The organism is Vibrio sp. CJQ_6 (assembly GCF_043106745.1).
GTDB lineage: Bacteria > Pseudomonadota > Gammaproteobacteria > Enterobacterales > Vibrionaceae > Vibrio > Vibrio furnissii.
The window spans coordinates 106,587-127,309 of record NZ_JBICMV010000028.1; the positions used below are offsets into that span (position 1 = coordinate 106,587).

The 20,723-nt window shown below is 50.8% G+C and carries 22 protein-coding genes; 10 read left to right on the forward strand and 12 right to left on the reverse strand.

Features of this window, described 5'->3' with window-relative positions; all coding sequences use genetic code 11:
* Nucleotides 1–143 precede the first annotated feature (143 nt).
* Nucleotides 144–1,820 (reverse strand): SulP family inorganic anion transporter, encoded by a 1,677-nt coding sequence (locus tag ACF8PK_RS15325; protein WP_004727292.1) that lies wholly within the window; start codon nt 1,818–1,820, stop codon nt 144–146.
* A gap of 319 nt (nt 1,821–2,139) precedes the next feature.
* On the opposite strand from ACF8PK_RS15325, the gene ACF8PK_RS15330 reads away from it, so the two are divergent.
* The 3 genes from ACF8PK_RS15330 (at nt 2,140) to ACF8PK_RS15340 (ending at nt 4,712) form a co-directional block, all read left to right on the forward strand.
* On the forward strand, nt 2,140–2,766 hold the full coding sequence (locus ACF8PK_RS15330; protein ID WP_392442170.1) for a hypothetical protein: 627 nt from the start codon (nt 2,140–2,142) through the stop codon (nt 2,764–2,766).
* Between the two features lie 156 nt (nt 2,767–2,922).
* Nucleotides 2,923–3,222 carry an isoamylase early set domain-containing protein gene (locus ACF8PK_RS15335; protein ID WP_004727290.1) on the forward strand — a complete coding sequence of 100 codons (300 nt, stop codon included), beginning with the start codon at nt 2,923–2,925 and terminating at the stop codon, nt 3,220–3,222.
* A 176-nt stretch (nt 3,223–3,398) separates the two neighbouring features.
* Nucleotides 3,399–4,712: a peptidoglycan DD-metalloendopeptidase family protein gene (locus ACF8PK_RS15340; protein ID WP_086027858.1), complete on the forward strand. Its 1,314-nt coding sequence runs from the start codon at nt 3,399–3,401 to the stop codon at nt 4,710–4,712.
* Nucleotides 4,713–4,740: 28 nt separating this feature from the next.
* On the opposite strand, the gene ACF8PK_RS15345 is transcribed toward ACF8PK_RS15340, so the two are convergent.
* On the reverse strand, nt 4,741–6,573 hold the full coding sequence (locus tag ACF8PK_RS15345) for a bifunctional diguanylate cyclase/phosphodiesterase (protein ID WP_041943293.1): 1,833 nt from the start codon (nt 6,571–6,573) through the stop codon (nt 4,741–4,743).
* A gap of 213 nt (nt 6,574–6,786) precedes the next feature.
* Nucleotides 6,787–7,683, reverse strand: a complete 897-nt coding sequence (locus ACF8PK_RS15350; RefSeq protein ID WP_004727287.1) for a LysR family transcriptional regulator — start codon at nt 7,681–7,683, stop codon at nt 6,787–6,789.
* Between the two features lie 87 nt (nt 7,684–7,770).
* On the opposite strand from ACF8PK_RS15350, the gene ACF8PK_RS15355 reads away from it, so the two are divergent.
* The 3 genes from ACF8PK_RS15355 (at nt 7,771) to ACF8PK_RS15365 (ending at nt 9,661) form a co-directional block, all read left to right on the forward strand.
* A complete protein-coding gene (locus ACF8PK_RS15355; protein ID WP_041943295.1) occupies nt 7,771–8,976 on the forward strand; it encodes a multidrug effflux MFS transporter in 1,206 nt (401 codons plus the stop codon).
* Nucleotides 8,977–9,065: 89 nt separating this feature from the next.
* Nucleotides 9,066–9,416 (forward strand): hypothetical protein, encoded by a 351-nt coding sequence (locus tag ACF8PK_RS15360; RefSeq protein ID WP_004727285.1) that lies wholly within the window; start codon nt 9,066–9,068, stop codon nt 9,414–9,416.
* Between the two features lie 110 nt (nt 9,417–9,526).
* Complete coding sequence (locus ACF8PK_RS15365; protein WP_004727284.1) at nt 9,527–9,661, forward strand: hypothetical protein; 135 nt, start codon at nt 9,527–9,529, stop codon at nt 9,659–9,661.
* A 67-nt stretch (nt 9,662–9,728) separates the two neighbouring features.
* Here ACF8PK_RS15365 and ACF8PK_RS15370 read toward each other — a convergent pair whose 3' ends face one another.
* From ACF8PK_RS15370 to ACF8PK_RS15385, 4 genes are all read right to left on the reverse strand, one after another.
* On the reverse strand, nt 9,729–10,343 hold the full coding sequence (locus tag ACF8PK_RS15370) for a glutaredoxin (protein ID WP_392442174.1): 615 nt from the start codon (nt 10,341–10,343) through the stop codon (nt 9,729–9,731).
* Between the two features lie 214 nt (nt 10,344–10,557).
* Nucleotides 10,558–10,755, reverse strand: a complete 198-nt coding sequence (locus ACF8PK_RS15375) for a hypothetical protein (protein ID WP_206981083.1) — start codon at nt 10,753–10,755, stop codon at nt 10,558–10,560.
* A gap of 175 nt (nt 10,756–10,930) precedes the next feature.
* A complete protein-coding gene (locus ACF8PK_RS15380; protein ID WP_004727281.1) occupies nt 10,931–11,905 on the reverse strand; it encodes a porin in 975 nt (324 codons plus the stop codon).
* Nucleotides 11,906–12,080: 175 nt separating this feature from the next.
* Entirely contained in the window at nt 12,081–12,506 is a 426-nt protein-coding gene (locus ACF8PK_RS15385; RefSeq protein ID WP_392442176.1) for an organic hydroperoxide resistance protein, read from the reverse strand.
* Between the two features lie 123 nt (nt 12,507–12,629).
* Here ACF8PK_RS15385 and ACF8PK_RS15390 point away from each other — a divergent pair, with 123 nt between their 5' ends.
* Both ACF8PK_RS15390 and ACF8PK_RS15395 read left to right on the forward strand, forming a co-directional pair.
* Complete coding sequence (locus ACF8PK_RS15390; RefSeq protein WP_004727279.1) at nt 12,630–13,106, forward strand: MarR family winged helix-turn-helix transcriptional regulator; 477 nt, start codon at nt 12,630–12,632, stop codon at nt 13,104–13,106.
* Nucleotides 13,107–13,210: 104 nt separating this feature from the next.
* The gene (locus ACF8PK_RS15395) at nt 13,211–13,825 is read left to right on the forward strand and encodes a fumarylacetoacetate hydrolase family protein (protein ID WP_014257933.1); all 615 of its coding nucleotides are present in this window, start codon (nt 13,211–13,213) and stop codon (nt 13,823–13,825) included.
* A 32-nt stretch (nt 13,826–13,857) separates the two neighbouring features.
* Here ACF8PK_RS15395 and ACF8PK_RS15400 read toward each other — a convergent pair whose 3' ends face one another.
* The 3 genes from ACF8PK_RS15400 to ACF8PK_RS15410 all read right to left on the reverse strand — a co-directional run bounded on the left by ACF8PK_RS15400 (nt 13,858) and on the right by ACF8PK_RS15410 (nt 15,890).
* Nucleotides 13,858–14,178 (reverse strand): AzlD domain-containing protein, encoded by a 321-nt coding sequence (locus tag ACF8PK_RS15400; RefSeq protein ID WP_004727277.1) that lies wholly within the window; start codon nt 14,176–14,178, stop codon nt 13,858–13,860.
* Complete coding sequence (locus tag ACF8PK_RS15405) at nt 14,175–14,897, reverse strand: AzlC family ABC transporter permease (RefSeq protein WP_038151734.1); 723 nt, start codon at nt 14,895–14,897, stop codon at nt 14,175–14,177. The genes ACF8PK_RS15400 and ACF8PK_RS15405 overlap by 4 nt, the downstream gene beginning before the upstream one ends.
* Before the next feature lie 156 nt (nt 14,898–15,053).
* Entirely contained in the window at nt 15,054–15,890 is an 837-nt protein-coding gene (locus ACF8PK_RS15410; RefSeq protein WP_206981090.1) for an AraC family transcriptional regulator, read from the reverse strand.
* A 188-nt stretch (nt 15,891–16,078) separates the two neighbouring features.
* Between ACF8PK_RS15410 and ACF8PK_RS15415 the strand changes: the two genes are divergently transcribed.
* Nucleotides 16,079–16,711 (forward strand): LysE family translocator, encoded by a 633-nt coding sequence (locus ACF8PK_RS15415; protein ID WP_004727273.1) that lies wholly within the window; start codon nt 16,079–16,081, stop codon nt 16,709–16,711.
* A 72-nt stretch (nt 16,712–16,783) separates the two neighbouring features.
* Here the strand turns inward: ACF8PK_RS15415 and ACF8PK_RS15420 are convergent, their stop codons facing one another.
* Nucleotides 16,784–17,362, reverse strand: coding sequence for a TetR/AcrR family transcriptional regulator (locus ACF8PK_RS15420; protein ID WP_038151732.1), 579 nt, complete (start codon nt 17,360–17,362; stop codon nt 16,784–16,786).
* Between the two features lie 151 nt (nt 17,363–17,513).
* Here ACF8PK_RS15420 and ACF8PK_RS15425 point away from each other — a divergent pair, with 151 nt between their 5' ends.
* Nucleotides 17,514–18,557, forward strand: coding sequence for an alkene reductase (locus ACF8PK_RS15425; protein ID WP_392442179.1), 1,044 nt, complete (start codon nt 17,514–17,516; stop codon nt 18,555–18,557).
* A 71-nt stretch (nt 18,558–18,628) separates the two neighbouring features.
* On the opposite strand, the gene ACF8PK_RS15430 is transcribed toward ACF8PK_RS15425, so the two are convergent.
* The gene (locus tag ACF8PK_RS15430) at nt 18,629–20,335 is read right to left on the reverse strand and encodes a phospho-sugar mutase (RefSeq protein WP_392442181.1); all 1,707 of its coding nucleotides are present in this window, start codon (nt 20,333–20,335) and stop codon (nt 18,629–18,631) included.
* Nucleotides 20,336–20,723: the final 388 nt, after the last annotated feature.

Below are 20,723 nucleotides of genomic sequence, written 5' to 3' on the forward strand. Positions count from 1 at the left end.
CTTTGTGTGATCGCGGGCACAGAGTCGTCGGCTTTTATGAAGAGAGAAAACAGGAGTGGCGGTTTTATCGACAAAACGGACAGAAAAAAGCCCTCAAGTTGTGAACTCAAGGGCTTTATCGGGAATGGATAATTAATGCAACGTTATGAGGCGGGCAGTTCAGCGCTCTGACGGCTTTCAATTTCCGCCAAGCTGGCGCTCAGCGCGGCTTCAAACTCGTCATAGAAGTGGTATTCACCCACCAGTTGAACGATGCCCGCGCGACGTAGTTTCTGAGTGACGCGAGGGTTCGCGCCGGAAATCAGCACTTTAACGTTTTTCTTCTGGAAGCTCTCAATGATCTCTTCCAGCGCCTGTAAACCGGTGATGTCCATAAACGGCACCCATTTCAAGCGGATAATAAGGATTTCCGGTGTCTCTTGAATGGTGCTAATCACCCGCTCAAACGTTTCAGCAGCCGCAAAGAAGAAGGGGCCTTCCAGCGCGTAAACGGCAATTTCTCGTGGTAGTTGCGACAAGTTGTGTGTGCGCAGCTCACTACCCAAGTCGTGGGAAGTACTGGCTTTCACTTCCACGCTGGATGCCATCCGTTTGACGAAATGCAAAATCGCAATGATGACCCCAATGTTCACGGCCACCACCAAATCAGCAAACACGGTCAGGCCGAACGTCAGCAGCAGAATCACCACATCCGCTTTTGGCGCGCGTTTTACTAGCTTAATAAAGTGAGGTGCTTCACTCATGTTCCACGCCACCACAAACAAGATGGCGCTTAACGTTGCCAGCGGAATGTTGACGGCCAGTGGCGCAAGTGCCAACAAAATGATGACCAAGGTCGCAGCGTGTACCACACCCGCAATCGGGCTGTTCCCGCCATTACGAATATTGGTTGCCGTCCGCGCAATGGCGCCCGTTGCTGCGATACCGCCAAACAGGGGCGCGACGATGTTCGCTAAACCCTGACCAACCAGCTCTTGGTTGGAGTTGTGCTTGGTGCCTGCCATGCCATCGGCCACAACGGCTGACAACAGCGACTCAATGGCGCCCAGCATCGCAATCGCAAACGCAGGGCCAATCAACTGAATGATCTGTGAGAAGGTGATGTCAGGAATCGCCAGTTTGGGTAACCCTTGTGGAATCCCGCCAAACGCAGAACCAATGGTGCGTACGCCATCGAAACCAATGGTGTATTGCAGTGAGGTCACGACCACCAAAGCCAGCAGTGGGCCTGGAATTTTATTCAGTTTTGGAATTTTCGGACCGCCAATCACCAGCGCCAAAGAGAACACCGCAAGCAGTGTGGTGGTGAGATCAAACTGTGGGAACGCATGAAAAATGGCGATCAGCTTTTGGTGAAAGTGTTCACCGTGAATGGCCGGTAAACCAAAGAATTCTTGCCATTGACCGACCCAGATGATGACACCGATACCACTGGTAAAGCCGACAATCACCGGCGCTGGAATATAACGAATGATGCTGCCCAGTTTGGCAACACCGAGGATCAGAAGAATGACCCCGGCCATCATGGTGGCAATTTGCAAACCGGCCACACCGTATTGCGCCACGATGCCGGCAAGAATGACGATGAACGCGCCCGTTGGGCCGGCGATTTGCACACGTGATCCCCCAAACAGGGACACGATGATACCGGCAATAATCGCGGTATAAATGCCTTGTTCTGGTTTCACTCCAGATGCAATGGCAAATGCCATCGCCAGTGGCAGCGCCACGACCCCAACGATCAATCCTGCGCTGATATTGGTGATCCATTGTTTTGGCTTAAGTAAACCCGCTTTATAGGATTCATAGATGGCAAACATAAACGATTACCTTATTAACGATAGGGAATTGGAAACCCGGTGGATTCTACGCTCATTTTGGTCCCTGTAAAGTGGGATCCATATCACTAACCTGATGAGTGGGATATTGTAATGCATGATTATTAAATATGTGAAATATCAGTATATTAACCTTGATTTATCCGTTGGTTTACCTCGGTGTTACTTATGTTGTGATTCAATTATCAGAATAGGCGACTGAAAACATAGGATGGGGCACATTCTGCCAAAGTGATGGTCCGCTTCAGGTGATGATTAAGGTATAGTGCGGCCCCTTTTAGTCAGTTGTAACGGACATAACATGAGAAAAAGTTGGCTTCCGATTCCTTTGATTTTACTAACGCCGCTGGTGCTGTTGGTGTTAGTGGTGGCCGCGGGGGTATACCGGTTTTCACTGTCTGATGAGCAAATTCTGTCGAAATTTCCTGCTCAACCATTAAAAGCGGACCCCATTGTGGCGCGTCTGTTTGATCTCCATGTCACCACGCCGCTGACGATTCCGGTCCCCGAAACGGTCAGCTTTGCGCTGCTGGATCGTTGGGACGAGACGCAGCGTTGGGTGATGGGGGATTACGATTCGGGCAGTGAACGGGGGCAAGTGGCGCTTGATACGCATTCGCTGGTGCCCGTGAAAGGCCAAGAGCAGCGCCGTGGTTACGCGGGTATCATTCGGGTGTCGAATCAAGGCTCCGCTGTGATGAGCTATCTGGCACTGTTTCAGTACGATGAATTGCGTCTGCGCATGGTGATGGTGAGCAGCGAATGGCTGGGCGATCGGGTTGAGATACAATCTGTTACACAAGAAAATGCGCAACTGAATGTGTCACTTCTCACGCATGAGGCGGGGGAAGCGTTTGCAAATACACCGACAAAATTTGTGTCTATACTATTTCTGATATCGCAGAAATATCAATTAATTCAACAATGATCTGCACTTGCTAGGGCAACGGGTTGAGAAGGCGTCAGGACGGTATTTTCGTTGAGATAACGCTGTTAATCAGTATGTGGTTCGATTTGAGCATGTGCACCAGGTTTATTATAATCTGCCAAGCTGAATGAATTCATACCAAAACGGAGTTTTATCATGATTATCAAGCGTTTCTTTAAAACCAAAGATGAGGTGGAAGTGACATTTGAACTGGATGTGCCACCACAGGCCTCGAAAGTTGAAATTGTCGCCGATTTTCTGAACTGGCAACCGGAGCCGATGAAGAAAGTGGCCAAGAGCAGCACGTTTAAGTTCAAAACTCGCTTACCCAAAGACGCTGAATTTCAGTTCCGCTACTTGCTCGATGCGCAAGAGTGGGTGAACGATTCCCATGCTGACCAATACATTCCGAATGGATTTGGTGAGGATAATTGTCTGGTTAAGACCTCTCAATGAACCGAATGGTCAAAATTGACCGGTTAGCAAGTTAAGTGCTTGCTTAAGTTGCATATTTATTAAAAATTAAGGCACTTTGGTGCCTTTTTTAATGGTTCTTTGACATATCACAGGTGACAATTTGATAAGAAAGTCTTACTCTTTGACCTCTTTTAACATTATCCACAGGTTAGATTGTGCTACCCAAGTCTCTATTTTTGCGATTTTCCGAGCTCTCAAAGCGTAAGAAAGCAACAGTTGTAGGTTTACCTCTACTGGCAGTGGCAGCCCTCTCATCCTCACTCAGCAATCCGTCGTACCCACGTAAAATTGAATTGTCGATTCCTGAATCGCACATCGTGGAGTCGATTCTGTCGGAAACGACCGAACCGCGACAATCGTACCCGGATTACGAGTATGAGATTAAATCTGGCGATAATCTGAGCACGATCTTCAATCAGTTGGGCTTTAGCTACCAAGAACTGATGAAGATTATGGAAACCGACTTAAACTACCTCGCGCTCGACACCCTCAAGCCTGGTAACGTGCTTCGTTTTTGGCGTAGTCAAGACGGACGTTCATTGGCGAAAATGGAGCTGAAGTTCAGCTTGGTTGAACGCGCGGTGTATGTGCGAACGGACGATGGCAGTTTTGAGTTCAAGGATGTCAAAATCCCGGGTACATGGAAAGAATATCCGCTGATTGGTGAAATTCAGGGCAGTTTCTCACAGTCAGCGAACCAACTGGGGTTGGGCAGTTCAGATATTGATCAGATTGTGACGCTACTGAAAGATAAAATTAATTTCGTGCGTGATGTTCGCGCTGGCGACCGCTTTGAAGTGGTGTTGTCGCGTCAATTCGTCGGTGATCAACTGACGGGAAATAGCGAAATTCAAGCCATTAAGATTTTCAGCCGCAGCAATGATGTGACGGCGTATCTGTATAAAGATGGTCAGTATTACGACAAAAACGGTGAAAGTCTGCAGCGCGCATTCCAGCGTTACCCCACCACGGGGAAATGGCGTCTGTCGTCGGGCTTTGATCCGAACCGTCGTCATCCGGTGACCGGGCGCATTGCGCCGCACAACGGTACGGATTTCGCGGCACCAACTGGAACCCCCGTGGTTTCGACCGGTGACGGTGTGGTGGTGATGACACGTAATCACCCGTATGCGGGCAATTACGTGGTGATTCAACACGGCAGCACTTACATGACGCGTTACTTGCACCTGAGCAAAATTCTGGTGAGTAAAGGGCAGAAAGTGTCGCGCGGTCAGCGGATTGGTCTGTCTGGCGCAACCGGTCGAGTGACTGGCCCACACATTCACTATGAGTTGATCGTGCGCGGTCGTCCGGTGGATGCGATGAAGGCCAATATCCCTATGGCCAATTCGGTGCCGAAGAAAGACATGGCGAACTTCACCGCCCGTCGCAATGAGTTAGACAGAATGCTGGCTCACCAAGAAGGATTGCTGGCGTCGACCAATTCACAGGCAACGCCAGAAAGTTAAACGAAAGGCCCTGTTTTCAGGGCCTTTTTTATGCGCGGCGTGGCTGCTGAAGTGCCAACCATTGCTGCACAATTTTGACCGGCGTTTCGGGTTTGGCAAAGAAGTAACCTTGGATCTGGTCACACCCCATCGCATAGAGTTTATCGAGCGCTTCTTGGCTCTCGACCCCTTCCGCAATCAAGTCCACATTCAACTGTTTGGCCAACTGAATGATGAGCCACACCACGCGTTCTGCCGTTTCATTGCACAGCATATTGCGAATGAAGGTTGCATCAATCTTGATGCAGTCGATCGGGTAGCTGTGAATGTAGTTCAAACTCGAATAGCCGGTACCAAAATCATCCAGTGCCACGGTGAAACCGAGTTCGCGTAGTTTATCGAGGATGTATTTCACTTCTGTGGTTTGCGACAGCAGCACGGTTTCGGTCAGCTCAATGGTGAATTCTCGCGGCTCGAACCCGTATTGGTTGAGCGTTTGCATCAAGTGAGTCAGGTAACGGGTTGAATTGGTCAGCTCGTGGGCGGAACAGTTGAGGCCGAGTTTGACCTTGTAGCCAAATTGGCGTTCCAAGTCTGCTTTGGCTTGGCACGCCAGTTCGACAATTTTCTCGCCCAACTCAATGATCAGCCCCGATTGTTCCGCCGCGTCAATGAATTCCATGGGCGAGACAAAGCCCAATGAAGCGCTATTCCAGCGCGCCAGCACTTCAAAATAGTGCCACTCTTTTTGGCGACGATGAACAATGGGTTGCACCACCACGTAGATTTCAGAATCGGCCATCGTGGTTTTATCCAGCTCGCTGCGCAGCGCATCAATCACCTGAGTGCGACGGTGATACTGGCTGCTCAAGTGGGTGTCGTAGCAGCGAATTTGACTGCTGCGACTCTGCTTACAGTCTTTGAGTGCGAGGCTGGCGTTAAGAATCAATTGGTCTGCGGTGATCGGTTCGTGCGATTTTTTGGCGATGCCAATGCTCAACCCGACTTTGATGCGGTGCGACGGGTCAAAATAACCTTGGTCAAGTTTATCGAGAATCGCACGGCAGATCTTCAATGGGTCGTTAGAGAAGGTGATGAAGGCAAATTCGTCCCCTGCGATACGAAAGGTGAGGTTTTCTTCACGCACGCACTGCAAAATGGAGTTGGCGACGAATTTGATGATTTGGTCGCCGATGTAATGGCCGTACAAGTCATTGATTGATTTAAAGTTATCAATGTCGAGATAAGCCAACGTAAACGGTTCGCTGCTGGTTTCAACCAAGCGTTCCAACTTGTCTGAAAGGTAGTTCCGGTTCATCAAATTGGTCAGGTTGTCGTGTGAGACTTCGTAACTCAGTTGATTGACCAAGCTTTCCGAGCGCTCCGACAGCCATTTATTACGCAAGCTGTGGACGATGATGCGTGCCAGAATGCGATGGTACTCGATCACCGGGTCTTCATCGTGCACGGCCGTGGTGAACGTGGAGATCAAGATCCCCAGCACTTCGCCACTTTTGCTGCGCAGGGGTATGCCGATGTACGCTTCAATGTGGTGATCGTTTAGAAAATCGTCGTACGGAAAAATCTTGGTGACCTGGGAGGGAAACAGGCAATACTCCTGCTTCGACTTCGAGACTTGTTCGCAGGGCGTGCCTTTCATCTGATAGCAAACCCCCTCTTTCAGCTCACGATCCGCGACGTAAGCGATCGTATGAGCCTTGTAATGGGATTTATCGAGTTCAATGATGCAGGTACAAAAGGAGTTGAAGTGGGTATGCAGCACGTAGGTGGCCCGGTCCAGCAACGCTTTCCCGTCCAACAAAATTAACTCATTGATTGTATCCAGACTAACTGCATCTCTAGCCAGTGATGTTGTAGTCATAATCCAGCACTCACGTTGTGATTGATCTGTATGCCGAGAACTAAGGAACAGATCTCATAATATGCATTTTGTTACTATGGTAGATTGTGCTGGTTTTTTCCACCGAGGGTCCTTACGACTTTAGGTGTATAGCCAAGAATGGCTTTCTAGAACAATGGGTTATTTGGCGACATAACATTGGTACTTTCTTGTACATCAAACATATCGTACGGTTTATGCGCTGTCGCCATCTTGTGAGTGCGCTAATTTCTCTTTGAGGAAGTTGAGAAACAGGTGCGTGCGCGTGTGTTGGTAATCGAGCTTGGGATAGTAAGCAAACACCGTGGCTTGATCGATGGTGATGTCTGGCAGAATGCGCACTAAAGTGCGTTGTTTCAGCTCTTCTTTCAACATCACGTGATTGGACACCACAATCCCCATGCCGCACTTGCCCGCATAAAACAGCGCTTCTGGGTTGGTGGTGGCGAAGTTGCCCGATAAGGTTAGGCGTTTATGGTTGTTGGTTTTGACTTCGCGACTGGTTTGCTCGCCCCAGCACAGCACGTTGTGCTGTGTCAGATCGTGCAACGTCGATGGCGTGCCATGGCGCTGTAAATACTGCGGTGACGCGTAAAAGCCCGCTTTGTGGACAAACAAGGGTGTGGCTTTGAAGCTCAGCGAATTGAGCTGATCGATTTCGCGGCTAATAAAGAGATCGAGATGCAGCTCTGGCAACTGGCCGGGCGTGGTGGTGGTGAGCTGAATGCGAATGTCTGGGTAGTGTTGCAGAAACTCATCGACATATTGCATCAGAAACTTGGAACCGACAGCGAGTGTGGCGCCAATCTTGAGTAAGCCTGCCGGGCTTTGGTTGAGCGAGCGCGTTTCATCAAGCACGGATTGCCAGCTTTCCAGCTGCGCTTTGGCGCGTTCGTAAAACAGCACACCGGCTTCGGTTTGCGTCACCGAACGCGTGGTGCGCTTTAGCAGTTGCACGCCGATGCGCTCTTCGAGCCAATGAATGCGTTTACTGACCGCAGAGCTGGTGGTGTTCAATTTACGAGCGGCGCCATTAAAGCTGCCTTCTTCCACCACGCGAATGTAAGTTTTTGCGCTTTGTAACCAATCCATCGTCTCTCCTGCTTGTTCCGGTTTGGAACTAATTCATTTCCTGAAAGCGTCATTATCAAGTGTAGGTTACCAATATACACTGCGCTTATGAACAGAGAAGCACAACATTCCTTTAAAAAAACACCCATGCTGTTGGCGATGATGATCATCGCTACCGGGCAAGTTGGGGTGGCCATTTACTTGCCTGCACTGCCAATGATTAGCCAAGATTTACAGGTCGATCAAGCCAGTGTCCAGATGCTGGTTACCTTGTTTTTACTTGGCTTTGGGGGTTCACAACTCTTTTATGGTGCACTGTCTGATGCGGTGGGACGTCGTCCGACTTTTATTCTAGGGCAGGGCATATACCTGCTCGGCACCATTTTGTGCGTGACGTTCTCCGACCATTTTAGTTCATTGGAAATGGGGCGATTGTTGCAAGGTCTGGGGGCGGGTAGCGCGTCGGTGCTTGGGCGCAGCGTGCTGCGAGACAGTTACGATGGCCCGCATCTGACCAAAGCGATGTCGTACATTGCCATCACGGCCTCCATCATGCCCATTGTGGCACCGGTGGTGGGCGGTTGGATGACGTACCACTTGAGTTGGCAATCCGTGTTTACCTTCGTGATGGTCTACATCAGCGCGATTTTTACGCTGGGGTATTTCATTCTGCCGGAAACATTGCCCTACGCGAAAAAGCGATTTGAGGCGACCAAAGTGGTGGGCAATTACTGGGCGCTGCTGCGTAACTGGCAAGTACTAAGCAGCGCCAGCTACAACTGGATCAGTTACCTGTCGAGCTTAGTCACGTTGTCTGTGCTGCCTTTTCTATTGCAAAAGCAGTTGGGCATGACTGCGGCAGAATATGGCAGCATCATGATCATTCCCTCGGCGGGATTGCTCACCGGGAGTGTGTTGGTCAACATTTTCCATCGTTATTTTTCATCGCGGCAACTGCTTGGCGCAGCGATTGGCATTATGATTTTTGCTGGCGTTTGGCTGCTGTTGATGCCGTTTAATGTCTTCAACCTGATCTGGGCGTTCACGTGGTTGACGGTGGCACAAGGGATGTCGTTTCCGATTTCCACTACCATGTTGCTTGCGCCACATAAAACGCAGGCGGGTTCCGTTTCTGCGTTATCGGGGTCGATTCAGATGGTGATCGCCGGGGTGCTCGGCGGATTTCTGGTGGAACATTGTGTGACGAGTCAAGGGGCGCTGGGATGGTTCTATCTCGCGACTAGTTCCAGCATGTTGCTGGTGCTTATCTTGTCGGCAGCGCAGCGCGATGTGTCGACGCAACCCTCGACCTAAATTGACGCAGTGACATCATTGGCATTGTCTGTAGTGCAGTTGTCACCGGTTGTGGGTATAATCCGCCGCTGCTACTGAGAGGATTGATCATGCAACAGAACGAATTTGAAGCGCTAGTGAAGCAACTGTGCGCACAAGCGGCCCTGCCACAAGCGCTTGATATGCTGCGCGCCAGTGACGATGCCGATATTGCGGAAGCTGCGCAGTCTCTGACTGGCCAGTTTGCCTTGGCTGATGTTGAAGGAGAGCAGCGTATTTATCATGTCACTGTACGAGCAGACGAACAGGGCGTTGAGCAGGAATACGTTGAGCACATCATGAACGAAGGGGATGACGTGGTGAAATTTGTCGCGTGGTTCTTCGACATCATGTTTGATGTGAAAGTCAAAGACACGTATCAAGCGGCGGGTAAAACGTACAAGCAACCAAAACGTAGCTAATCTGAAAATTAATTACATAAATTTGTGACCTATGTCTTGTTATAATCCAATTTGATGCTATATTAACTGCAAAAAGGTAGTTAAATTACAATCAAGTGTAGGAGAGTATCATGGGTAACGATTTAGGTGCTGCATACGTTGGCCAAATCATCGCAAAACAGATGATGCACGAAGCGCTTTACGGCAAAGCTCAGCCAAAGAAAAAATCTTTCATCAAAACCATGTGGAAGAAAATGACTAAGTAAGTCGCCTTAAAGAATTAAAAAGGCCTCAAGTATTGCGCTTGAGGCCTTTTGCTTTTCTGAAAGAAAATTACGAAATGTTGGCGCCGAGTTCAACCACGTTGTTTGCATTCAACTTGTGCGGATGGGTTTTTAACCACGCCTCCAATGCATCACAGCCCCCGATATATTCACCATCGAGCCAGATTTGTGGCACGGTCACGGGTGTTTTCTCGCCGATGATAGCTTTCACGGCAGGGATCATGCGATATAACGCGGCGCTGTCTTTCACCACATCGCGGTCGTCGTAATCAATGCCTGCCGATTGCAACAGGCGTTTGGCCTTGGTGCAGTAAGGGCAATTGGTTTTTCCAAACACGATATTTCCGCTGATCGGTTCTCTGGGAGCCCAGGCTTGAATGATGGATTGCACCAGCGCGCCGCGATTGAGTGCTTCGCCTTGGCTGACGACATGTCCTTCCACAATCACAATCGGCGCATGCCAAGCGCCATGACGCAGCGGCTCCCACCAATGCGTGAGCCAGTCTTTGACTTCCAATTCAATCGGAATGCCTGCCAGCTCATGGCTGAACGCATCGAGCAAGATGTCTTTGGTCAGAGTGCACTCACCGCAGGGGATTTTGACCTTTAACGGGCCGAATTGACCCGCCCAGCGATAGAGAGTGACGTTGATCGGCGTTGCCATATCAGTTCCTCAAAAATGATGTTCTTACAGCATAGGAAAGGTTGTACGTCGCTTTTATTTCACGTGGCGTCTTTTTTGTTTCCATGCGTCATCCACGCAACGGATGCGCCGCCATCAGGTGAGGGGGAGCAATACGGTGCACGCATCATACGCGTGAACGCGATTGAAACCAATGTGCGGTGTGGGGGAGAGAATTCGAAAACATTGATGGTGCTCAAATCATGAGCAATGGAAAGCGACTATGCTGTTGGCCAGACGTTGCATCAGCAGCGCAAAAAAAAAGACCTCCCAGAGGGAGGTCAAAGAACATGAAGTGACCAGTGATTTCTGCCATATCACTGAAAAGAAGCACAAACGCTGCCTGCATTTGTAATGTATATAATGCAGGCAGCGTGCCAACTTTTTCATTCATTTAAAATCAATAGCTTACCCATTTTTCCTGTGGAACCGTTGCTCGCCCAGATGCGTCGCGATGGGGCAGGCTGCTGTGATGTGGTGCAACGCACGCTATCAATTGACGCCATAAAAAAAGGCCAAGCAATGCTTGGCCAATCAGGACAGTTTCCTCGGGAGTTAAGAGGAACGTTTTAGAATGCGTATTTCAAGCCCAGGCGCATAGTGTCTTCGCTTTGCGTTTCCAGACCGTCAACCACAACGTCATCCAGATTGTTCAGCTTGTAAGCCACGTAAGTGCTCAGGTTTGAGTTGAACTTGTAGTAGCCAGCCAGCTCGAAGAAATCAGCGGTGTCTGTTTTTGTGCCTGAATCTTTGTCTTCGGTTTTCGCGTACAGCGCTTTCAGCGTAAATTGCTTGGTAAATTTGTAAGCCGCTGCCAGTTCCAGTGCTTTGAACTCTTGGTTAGCGTCGTCATCTAGGTCACCGAACGAGTAAGTTGCAGCAAGGTAAAGTGCATCCAGTGTGTAACCTGCACCGAACAATACTTGGTTTTGCTGACCGTTACCTGTGCCGTTGTCACCTGCTGAGTAGGCCGCGCCGAGATCCAAACCGAATGGCAGCGCATAAAGCGCAGAGATGCCGTATAGGTCAGCGTCTTTTTCGCTATTCGCAGAATAAGTGGCTTGTAGGTTTAGCGCATCGAATTGACCGCGGTAAGCGATCACGCTGTCTGTTTTGTCAGACGCAGAGTCGATGTACTGTTGGTTGCCCGAGAATTCAGTAATATCCGTCATGTCTGAGATTTGTACTGCAGCCATGTCTTGCTTACCGAAAGACAAATCGCCCATGCTGGTGCCGAAACCGGCATACATGTAACGGTTTTTGAATTCAGATTTACCTGTTTTTTGCTCTGCTTCGTAGAAAGCAAAACCTGTCAGGTCATCAGCAAGTTCAGTGGTGCCTTTCAGATTCAGGCGAGCACGTGTGCTGTCTTCCATGGTGCCTTCAATTTCTGCGCCATCATCTGTCCCAATGAAGTCACCGCGGAACTCAACACGACCACCGACTTTCAGTTCTGTACCATCTGCTTTATACACTGTTGCTGCCATTGCTGAACCAGAAACTAGTGCTGCGAAAATCGCGGTTGCTACTGCTGCTTGTTTCATTGTTATTACCTTATTCATAGTTTACGAGCTTCGATGCTCTTTCGTTTGGTTGAGAGTAAGGTAGGTTTTTTAAATGACGGTTTGATTTCTAGATTGTGACGTTTAAGTTTTGTTTTTGTTGAAGAAAAATGAAAAGCCCGCCGATGGGCGGGCTTGTGTACAAAGAGGAATCGAATTAAGCGATTTTGACACCGTTGGCAATTACACTCACGGCGATATTGCCGCGCGTTGCGTTTGAATAAGGGCACACCTGATGCGCGGTTTTCACCAGCTCAACCGCTTGTGCGTCTGGCAGATCCAGCGTCGCTGCCAAATTCACCGTCAGGGCAAAGCCGCCGTTCGCGTTCGGGCCAATGCCGACTTCCGCAGTCACGGGAGCTGATTTCAGTGCGACTTTGGCTTCGCGCGCCACATGCAGAATCGCGTTAGAGAAACAGGCCGAATACCCTGCTGCAAAGAGTTGTTCCGGATTCGTCGCCGCGCCTGTACCGCCCATCTCTTTTGGATAGCTCAGTTCCAGTGACAGGAGTCCGTCATCCGTTGAAACTTTACCGTTACGGCCAGCCAGTGCAGTTGCTTTTGTTGTGTATAGCGTACTCATGATGTTGCTCCTTGAAGGGGTTACTTTGTGTAAAATTAAGTTGTGTGCAATCTAATTGTTTGCAATCTTAAATCGATCTTGAGATAGAATGCAAGTATATTGTGCACAATTTAATTGTGAGTGATGAACATGAGCCGTTGTGTCCCTTCCCAGACCCCATTTCCGATCCCTGATGACGAGCTGTTGCTGCTCGATAACCAACTCTGCTTTCCGCTCTACAGTGCCGCAAACGCGGTGGTGCGCGCGTATCGCCCGTTGTTGGATGCGCTTGATCTGACTTATCCGCAGTATCTGGTGATGATGGTGTTGTGGCAGCAAAACGCCATCAGCGTGAAAACGTTGGGTGAAAAATTACACTTAGATTCCGGTACGTTGACGCCGCTGCTCAAACGCTTAGAAAGTAAAGGGCTGGTGGAGCGCCGACGCAGCGTGACCGATGAGCGCGCTCGCGAGTTGTGGCTCACTGAGCGAGGCACGGCGTTACGCGAGCAGGCGCTTGCGGTGCCCAAATCCATGGTGTGCAAGTTTGATCTCGACTTAGATGAACTGGTGATGCTCAAACAACTGTGTGAAAAGGTGGTGGGCAAGCTCAACGGATAAGAGTTTGCCAAGGATCAGAATTTTGACATCGCGCGCGCTAATTTTGTTGGCGATGGCCTGAGATACGATACACTTTGCGCTCAATTATCATTCAAGGAAGAGCTATGAAGACGGTTCGTTTCGAAGAGCAACAGGTCACACCGTCCAAAGTGTTGTGTGTTGGACGCAACTACGTGGAACATGTCAAAGAGTTGAATAACGCCATGCCTGATCAGATGGTGGTGTTTAACAAACCCAATAGCAGCATTTCCAGCACGTTACGCGCCTTTCATGACGAACCGCTGCATTACGAAACGGAAATTTGCTTTGTGGTGGAAAACGGCCAGTACGTGGGCGTCGGACTCGGATTGGATCTGACCAAGCGTGAACTGCAATCACAACTCAAACAAAAGCAACTGCCGTGGGAGCGCGCCAAAGCGTTTGATGGTTCCGCGGTGTTCAGCCGTTTCGTGTCGCTCGATGGTCTCGATGTGGAACAGTTGTCGCTGGAACTTTTCATTAACTGTGTGCGTGTGCAGTGTGGCGGCGTGGCACAAATGATGTTCAAACCGGCGATGATTCTGCAAGAGCTGCAGTCTTACACCACGCTAATTGACGGGGACATCGTCATGACGGGTACGCCGCAAGGCGTTGGGGTCGTGCATGCAGGGGATGTGTTCCTCGGGCGATTGAAATGCGGCGACCACGTCCTGCTCGAAATTGAATGGCTAGCCGAATAGGCTAGCCTTTTTTCTTTTTAAATCAACGCGTTTCAGGCACTGAACACCACCAAGTTGAGTAGCAAAAATACCGCCATACTGACCACGGTGGTCAATAGAATATTTTTGGTGCGCCAAGCGAGCAGCCCTGCCAGCAGCGCCGCCCAAATGTAGGGATTAGTGCTTTCCAGCCACAGCGATTGTTCATGTGTGAACACAATCGGTGCCCAGATGGCCGTCAGCACGGCGGGGCCTGAATAGCTCAGCAAGCGCTGCAAACTCGGGCTTAACCGCAGCGGCAGTTTGGGTTCCAGAAACAGATAACGACTCATGAACACCAGCGCGGTCATCGCGAAAATCGAGAGCATGATCATGCTTTTCCTCCTTGTAGTCGTTCGGTGGCGTAGCCGGCCACCATCGCGCCAATACTGGCAATCATCAGGCTGCCGTCAACATGCATCACGGTCAGGCCGACGGAGAGCAGCAGCGCGACCAACACCGAAACCACCACGGGCAAGCTTTGAATGTTTGGCACCACAATCGCGATGAAGGTTGCGGCCACCGCAAATTCCAACCCCAGTTCATTGAGTGCGGGAATGTAGCTACCTGCGACAATGCCAACCAAGGTTGCCAGGTTCCACACCAAGTAGAAACTGAGCCCGGCGCCCAAGGCATACCAACGGTTGAACTGCTTGTCACTTTGCTGGCCGCACAGCGCGAACAGCTCGTCCGTTAACAGAAAACCCAACGCCAAACGCCAACGGGTGGGCAGCGGGCTGATTTTGCTGCGCATCGATACGCTGTAGAGAAAATGGCGTGAAGTGATAAACAACGTGGTGATCAGCATGGTCATGAGGCCAGCCCCGGCTTTGATCATGCCGGTGGCCACCAATTGTGCCGAACCAGCAAACAGAATCATCGAAAGCGATTGGCTTTCAAATGGCGTCAGCCCCGCATCAATGGCAAATGAGCCGGCCAGTAAGCCCCAAGGCAATACGGCCACGCTCAGCGGCAGCATGGCGACAGTTCCCTGCCAAAACAGGCGGGATTTGGAATCGGTATAAGAAGGCTGTGACAAAACGGTACTACTCATAAAATCGTCCTGTGGTGAATGCTGACGGGATCCGCAACGGAAGTAAAGCGGCCGTGTGCGGCGATGACCTTGGCGCTGCGACGGCTCAGGCCATCACACCACAGCAAGAAGGCAAATACTTGTACAAAGTTGCTCGGATGACGATGGCGCGAGCGCTTAATGCTGCACGTATTGCTTGGGGGTAATGCCCATCGCCTTTTTAAAGTGACGATGAAGATGGCTTTGGTCGTGAAAGCCACATTCCTGCGCGGTATCTGAAATCGAATGGCCCGCTTTGAGCAGCGTGCGAGCGTAACGCAGCCGGGCTTGAATCTGGTAAGCATGGGGTGGAAAGCCAAACTGCTTTTGAAACGCACGCACCAAGTGAAACGGGCTGATCCCCGCCAGTTTTGCCAGTTCCTCTAGCGAAACGTCTGCCTGTGGAAAATCATCCAGAAACGTTTTCACCAACGTCAATTGCTGCTGCGCTTTCGACATTTCAACGGGCTTCGGCGGCGTTTTTCCGTGGCGCGCCATCAACTTGACCAAACTGGCATATACCAAGGTTTCACGCAGCAAGCGGTTGTCTGATTTTTCAAGCGTATCAAACACTAAGCGAAATTGGCTGGCGAGTTCTGGGTCGTGCACCACGGCTTCGGGAAAGTAAGGCGTGCCGTAGCCGCTGTTACCCAGCTCACGCGAAATGGCCTCAAACTGCTCAGGAACCGGATACATGGCTTTGTACGCCCAGCCGCCTTCAACGGCGGAGTGACCGGTATGGACTTCATCGGCATTGACCAGAATGATGCTGTCTTGCGGCGCAACGTGATTGCCGCCCGTGCGGTAGAAACGTTGCGCGCCACGTTCAATCACACCGATGGTGTACCCTTCGTGACTGTGACGCGAGAAGTTTTGGGTTTCATACTGGGCGTCGAGCAGCTCAATACCGCCGAGTTCATCGGCTACCTGAAACTTGGCACTTTCCTTTGATCTTGGGGCGCGTTGTTTATCCATAATCCACTCTTCGCTCAACGGCTTTCCAGTGTACTTCAAACTGTGCTTCGCTTTTTGTACAAAATTGCTCATGTGATTGAATATAAAATCATTAACCAATTATCTTTGGTTAATTGGAGGATGGTATTGGATTGATCTTGAATGTTGATATAAAATCCGCCGCTTCCTGATTCCTATGAAATATTACTATGATCGACTTTGCTATTTTGCCAGTCTATCTCACCGCGGTGGTGGCACTCCTGTTATTGCCGGGGCCAGATATGTTGCTGATTGCTAGTTCAAGCCTCAGCTACGGACGAAAAGTGGGGGTGTTTGCCAGCTTAGGTAACGCCACTTCTGGAATTATTCTGACGCTGTTGGCGGCGCTGGGCGTGTCGGCACTGATTGCCATGAGCCCGATGGCGCTGCAAGCATTGCACCTGTTGGGCGGCGCTTACTTGCTCAAAATGGGGTTCGATTGCATGCGTGCCAATGCCGCGCAAGCGCCAGCGTTGGATGGCCGCCATACGATGGCGAGCACTTTTTATCAACGTGCCTTGGTGAGCAACTTGCTCAATCCAAAAGCATTGGTGTTCTTTGTGATGTTTCTGCCGCAGTTTGTGTCGAGCAATATTGCCGCGTCCTCGGGCGAACAAATGTTGGCGCTGGGGCTGCTGCTCAATGTGTGCGGTTTGCTGTTTAATTTGCTGCTGGTGGGGGCGGTGGGGCTGTTTGGTCAATCGCTGCTGGAAAACGCGAAGTTTCGTACCTATCAACACAAGTTGATGGGGCTGATTTTCTTTGTGCTGGCGCTGTGGATGCTGAGCGACTTACTGCGTTAATGGCGCACTACTGCGTTCAACAGCAAAAGGCACCGAAGGGTGCCTTTTTCGTGTCTGAATGGCGGCTTGAACTTACGCCTGAATGGTCGAGAGTAATTGATCGGCCATTTTGCACAGCAATTCTTTTTTGGGTTTGGTGTGCGCAAATGAACGCAAACCGTAAATGCCCATCACCAAATATTCTGCTAGGAATTCACAGTCCGCATCTGGGTGGATTTCAGCGCGCTGCTGCGCGAGTTTGAGTTGCGCCAGCAAACCGAGTTTCCAAATATTCAACGTGTCGCGAATCACTTGCTCCACTTCATCATCCTGCTGAGACAATTCACTCAAGGCTTTTTGCAGCAAGCAATCTTTAATCTCTTCACGAGCGCATTCATCCACCACCATGCAGAAGTAGCTTTTCAACCCGGCCATCACGGTAGGCTGCGCGGCAAAAATGGCGTTGAACTCTTCGGTACGCTCGCAGGCGTAATGTGCCAGGGCTGCCAGCAATAAGCCGCGTTTATTCTCAAAGGCACAATAAATGGAACCCGGATGCAGACCAGTGGCTCTTTTGAGGTCTTGCATGCTGGTTTTATTGAATCCCTTCGACATAAATTCGTACATCGCAGAGCGCAATACCTGCTCTCTGTCAAATTCCGCTACGCGCACATCGCTTCTCTAACTTGGTTATCTCGGCGCAATTCTACGCTGATTTCGTCACCCTGACAAAATTTCTTGAACGATCATTCAAAATATATCTTGAATGATCGTTCAAGTTTGATCTAGCATAAGTCCATTGAATAGATGCAAGGACTTTGCGATGACCGATTTACTGTTTCAACCTTATCCACTGAATGACCAGATCACACTGAATAACCGAATTGTCATGGCGCCACTGACTCGTTGTATGGCGGGTGAAGGCTTGGTGCCGACCGATGAAATGGCGGCGTACTACGCGCGCCGCGCTGATGCGGGCTTGATTATCTCTGAGGCGACCATCATTCGCCCAGACGGTCAGGGTTACCCAAGCACGCCGGGTCTGTTTTCTGCTGAGCAAGTGGCAGGCTGGAAGAAAGTGACCGCGGCCGTGCACGAACGTGGCGGGAAGATTTTTGCCCAGTTGTGGCACACGGGCCGAGTGGCACACCCAGCATTTTTTGACAGCGAATATGTACTCGCGCCGTCAGCTGTCGCGTTTGAAGGCACGGTGCCACGTCGTCGTGACCTGACTTACACCATGCCCAAAGCCGCAACAAAAGAAGAGATTGCCCAACTGATTGAAGACTACGCCGTCGCGGCAGAAAACGCGATTGTGGCGGGGTTTGATGGCGTCGAAATCCACGGCGCGAACGGATATCTGCTCGACCAGTTCCTGCACTACGACACCAACCTGCGTGAGGATGAATTTGGCCAAACGCCAGAGAACATGGCCCGTTTCCCGCTGGCGGTGATTGATGCCATCATTGAACGCATCGGTGGGTATCGCACTGGTTTACGTTTGTCTCCGGGGGCGTATGCGCACATCAGCCCAGATCCACGTGACCGCGCAGTGTTTGATTACCTGCTGGCCGAGCTGGAGCAACGCGAACTGGCGTACCTGCACGAAGGCATGTTTGATGACAGCATGGAATTCGATTACCTCGGCGGAAAAGTGTCGGAATACATGCGTCAGCATTACTCGAAAACGCTGATGGCGGTGGGTGGTTTCACTGCCGAAACTGGCGCTCAAGCGATTGAACAAGGCCTGTTTGAATTGCTGGCGATTGGCCGTGCGTTCATCGCCAACCCGAATTACGTGTCACTGGTGCGTGATGGCCAAGCGGTCAAAGCGTACGATGAAAGCATGCTGGCTGAATTGGTGTAAGCCGCCGGTTTTGCGCTAATGTCGCTCATAAAAAAGCCCCGCTTTAGCGGGGCTTTTTGCGTGGTCTTGTGTTAGGCCAGACAGGTTTGGTGTTCGCTGATCAGCAGCGCCATCTGTTCATCCGCACGAGCTTGCGCACTCTCGAAGCTTTCGTTGTCGGCAAAGCTGCCCACCACTTCGTAGTAGCATTTCAGTTTGGGTTCGGTACCGGATGGACGAACAATCACGCGCGCGCCGCCATCGAGGTGATAAATCAACACGTCACTGCTTGGCAGGTCGATGCTCTCGGTGGTGCCATCTTTAAAACGACGTACCGCATGCTTCAGATCATCGGTGCTGAGGACCGCTTTACCGGCAATTTCATGCGGTGGTTCGCTGCGTAGACGATCGCCGACTGGCGGTGCGGCTGGATCGAGCGCGATGCTGCGCTGCGCGGTGACATACAAACCGTGTTGACGATAAATGGCTTCCAATTGATCCCAAATGGTTTTGCCTTGGTCGTACAACTCGGCCGCCAATTGGGCAAACGCCACCATCGCCGACAGGCCATCTTTATCCCACACCGAGTGACCCACGGTGTAGCCCAGCGCCTCTTCGTAAGCGAACAGGAATTGATGTTGCTCGCTTTGCTGTTGCATGGCGATGTTGGTCAGCCACTTAAAGCCGGTCAGCGTTTGATAATATTTCGCCCCATGTGCTGCTGCGATTTTGCCCAGCAGGCTTGAGGAGACGATGGTATTTCCCACCAATTGTTTGCTGGCGTTGGTTTTGCTCAGTAAGTAATGACCAAACAGCGAGCCGACCTGATCGCCGGTCAACATTTGGTAGTGACCATCGGGTTTGCGCACGGCCACGGCAAAGCGGTCGGCATCTGGGTCGTTGGCACACGCCAGTTCAGCGTCGATAGAGTCGGCGAGTGCAATCACCATGTCCATCGCGCCGGCTTCTTCCGGGTTGGGGAAGTTCACGGTCGGGAACGTGCCATCCGGTTCACGTTGCTCTTTGACGCTCAGCAAGTTTTTAAAGCCAGCGTCGTGCAGTAGGGTTTCAGCCATGTCTGCACCCACGCCATGCATTGCGGTGTAGGCAATGGTCACCGCCTGCGGGTTGGTGTGGTTATTCAACAGCGGGCTGCTGTCGATGGTTTTGCGGTACGTTTGGTAGTAGGCGTCGTCCAGCCACTCCAATAGACCGACTTGATGAGCATCGTCTAAAGCCATCAATGGCACCGCGCGCTGCGCTGCGATGTCGATTTCGCCAGCAATACCGGAATCGTGCGGGGGAATGATCTGCGCGCCGTTTTCCCAGTACACTTTAAAGCCATTGTATTCTGGCGGGTTGTGACTGGCGGTCACCACGACAGCGGCGGCCGCATTGAAGTGTTTTACGCCGAACGCCACGACTGGGGTCGGGGCAACTTTGTAAGTCAGGTAAACTTTGATGCCGAGTGAGGTCAGCACTGCGGCGGTATCGTGGGCAAATTGCTGCGAATCTGGGCGACCATCATAGCCAATGACCACACCACGCATTTTGGCATTGTCGACTTGTTTGATGAGGTATTCTCCGAGTCCGGCTGCCGTTTCTTGAATCACCAAGCGGTTCATTCGATTGGGGCCGCAGCCGACTTTTCCACGCAGGCCAGCGGTACCGAATTCCAGTCGGGATTTAAATCGCTCCTGCAGTTCGTCGAGGTTCTGCGCATCAATCAGCGCTTGAAGCTCTTCGCGGGTTCTTGGATCGGGATCTTTCGCTAACCATTGCGTGACTTGTTGCATCATGGTTGTCACCTTATTTTGTGCATTGAGTTATTAGTGTAAGTGATATTTATTCTCGATTATGAGGGCGCAATCGCTAAACTTTTACGCGTCCACGCTTTTGTAGCACGTCCGTTGACGTCTTCGCCTTCTCCAATCTTAGGACAAATTTTCAGACACTTATCTCCCTCACGACTTTATTGTTTGTTTCTTGAACAAACGCAAATCACTAACTAGCCTTAGTTAACATAAATATAACAACTAGTGTCGAATTCGCTGTTCACACGGAGCCCATCCAGAGACGCACATGCCGTGCGGCTGAGCAGAGGAGAGATCTCTTGAGAAGATTTGTGACCAATCTGTGGCTGTGGACCGATCTGATATTGATTGGCTTTGCGGCTCCAGCGATTTC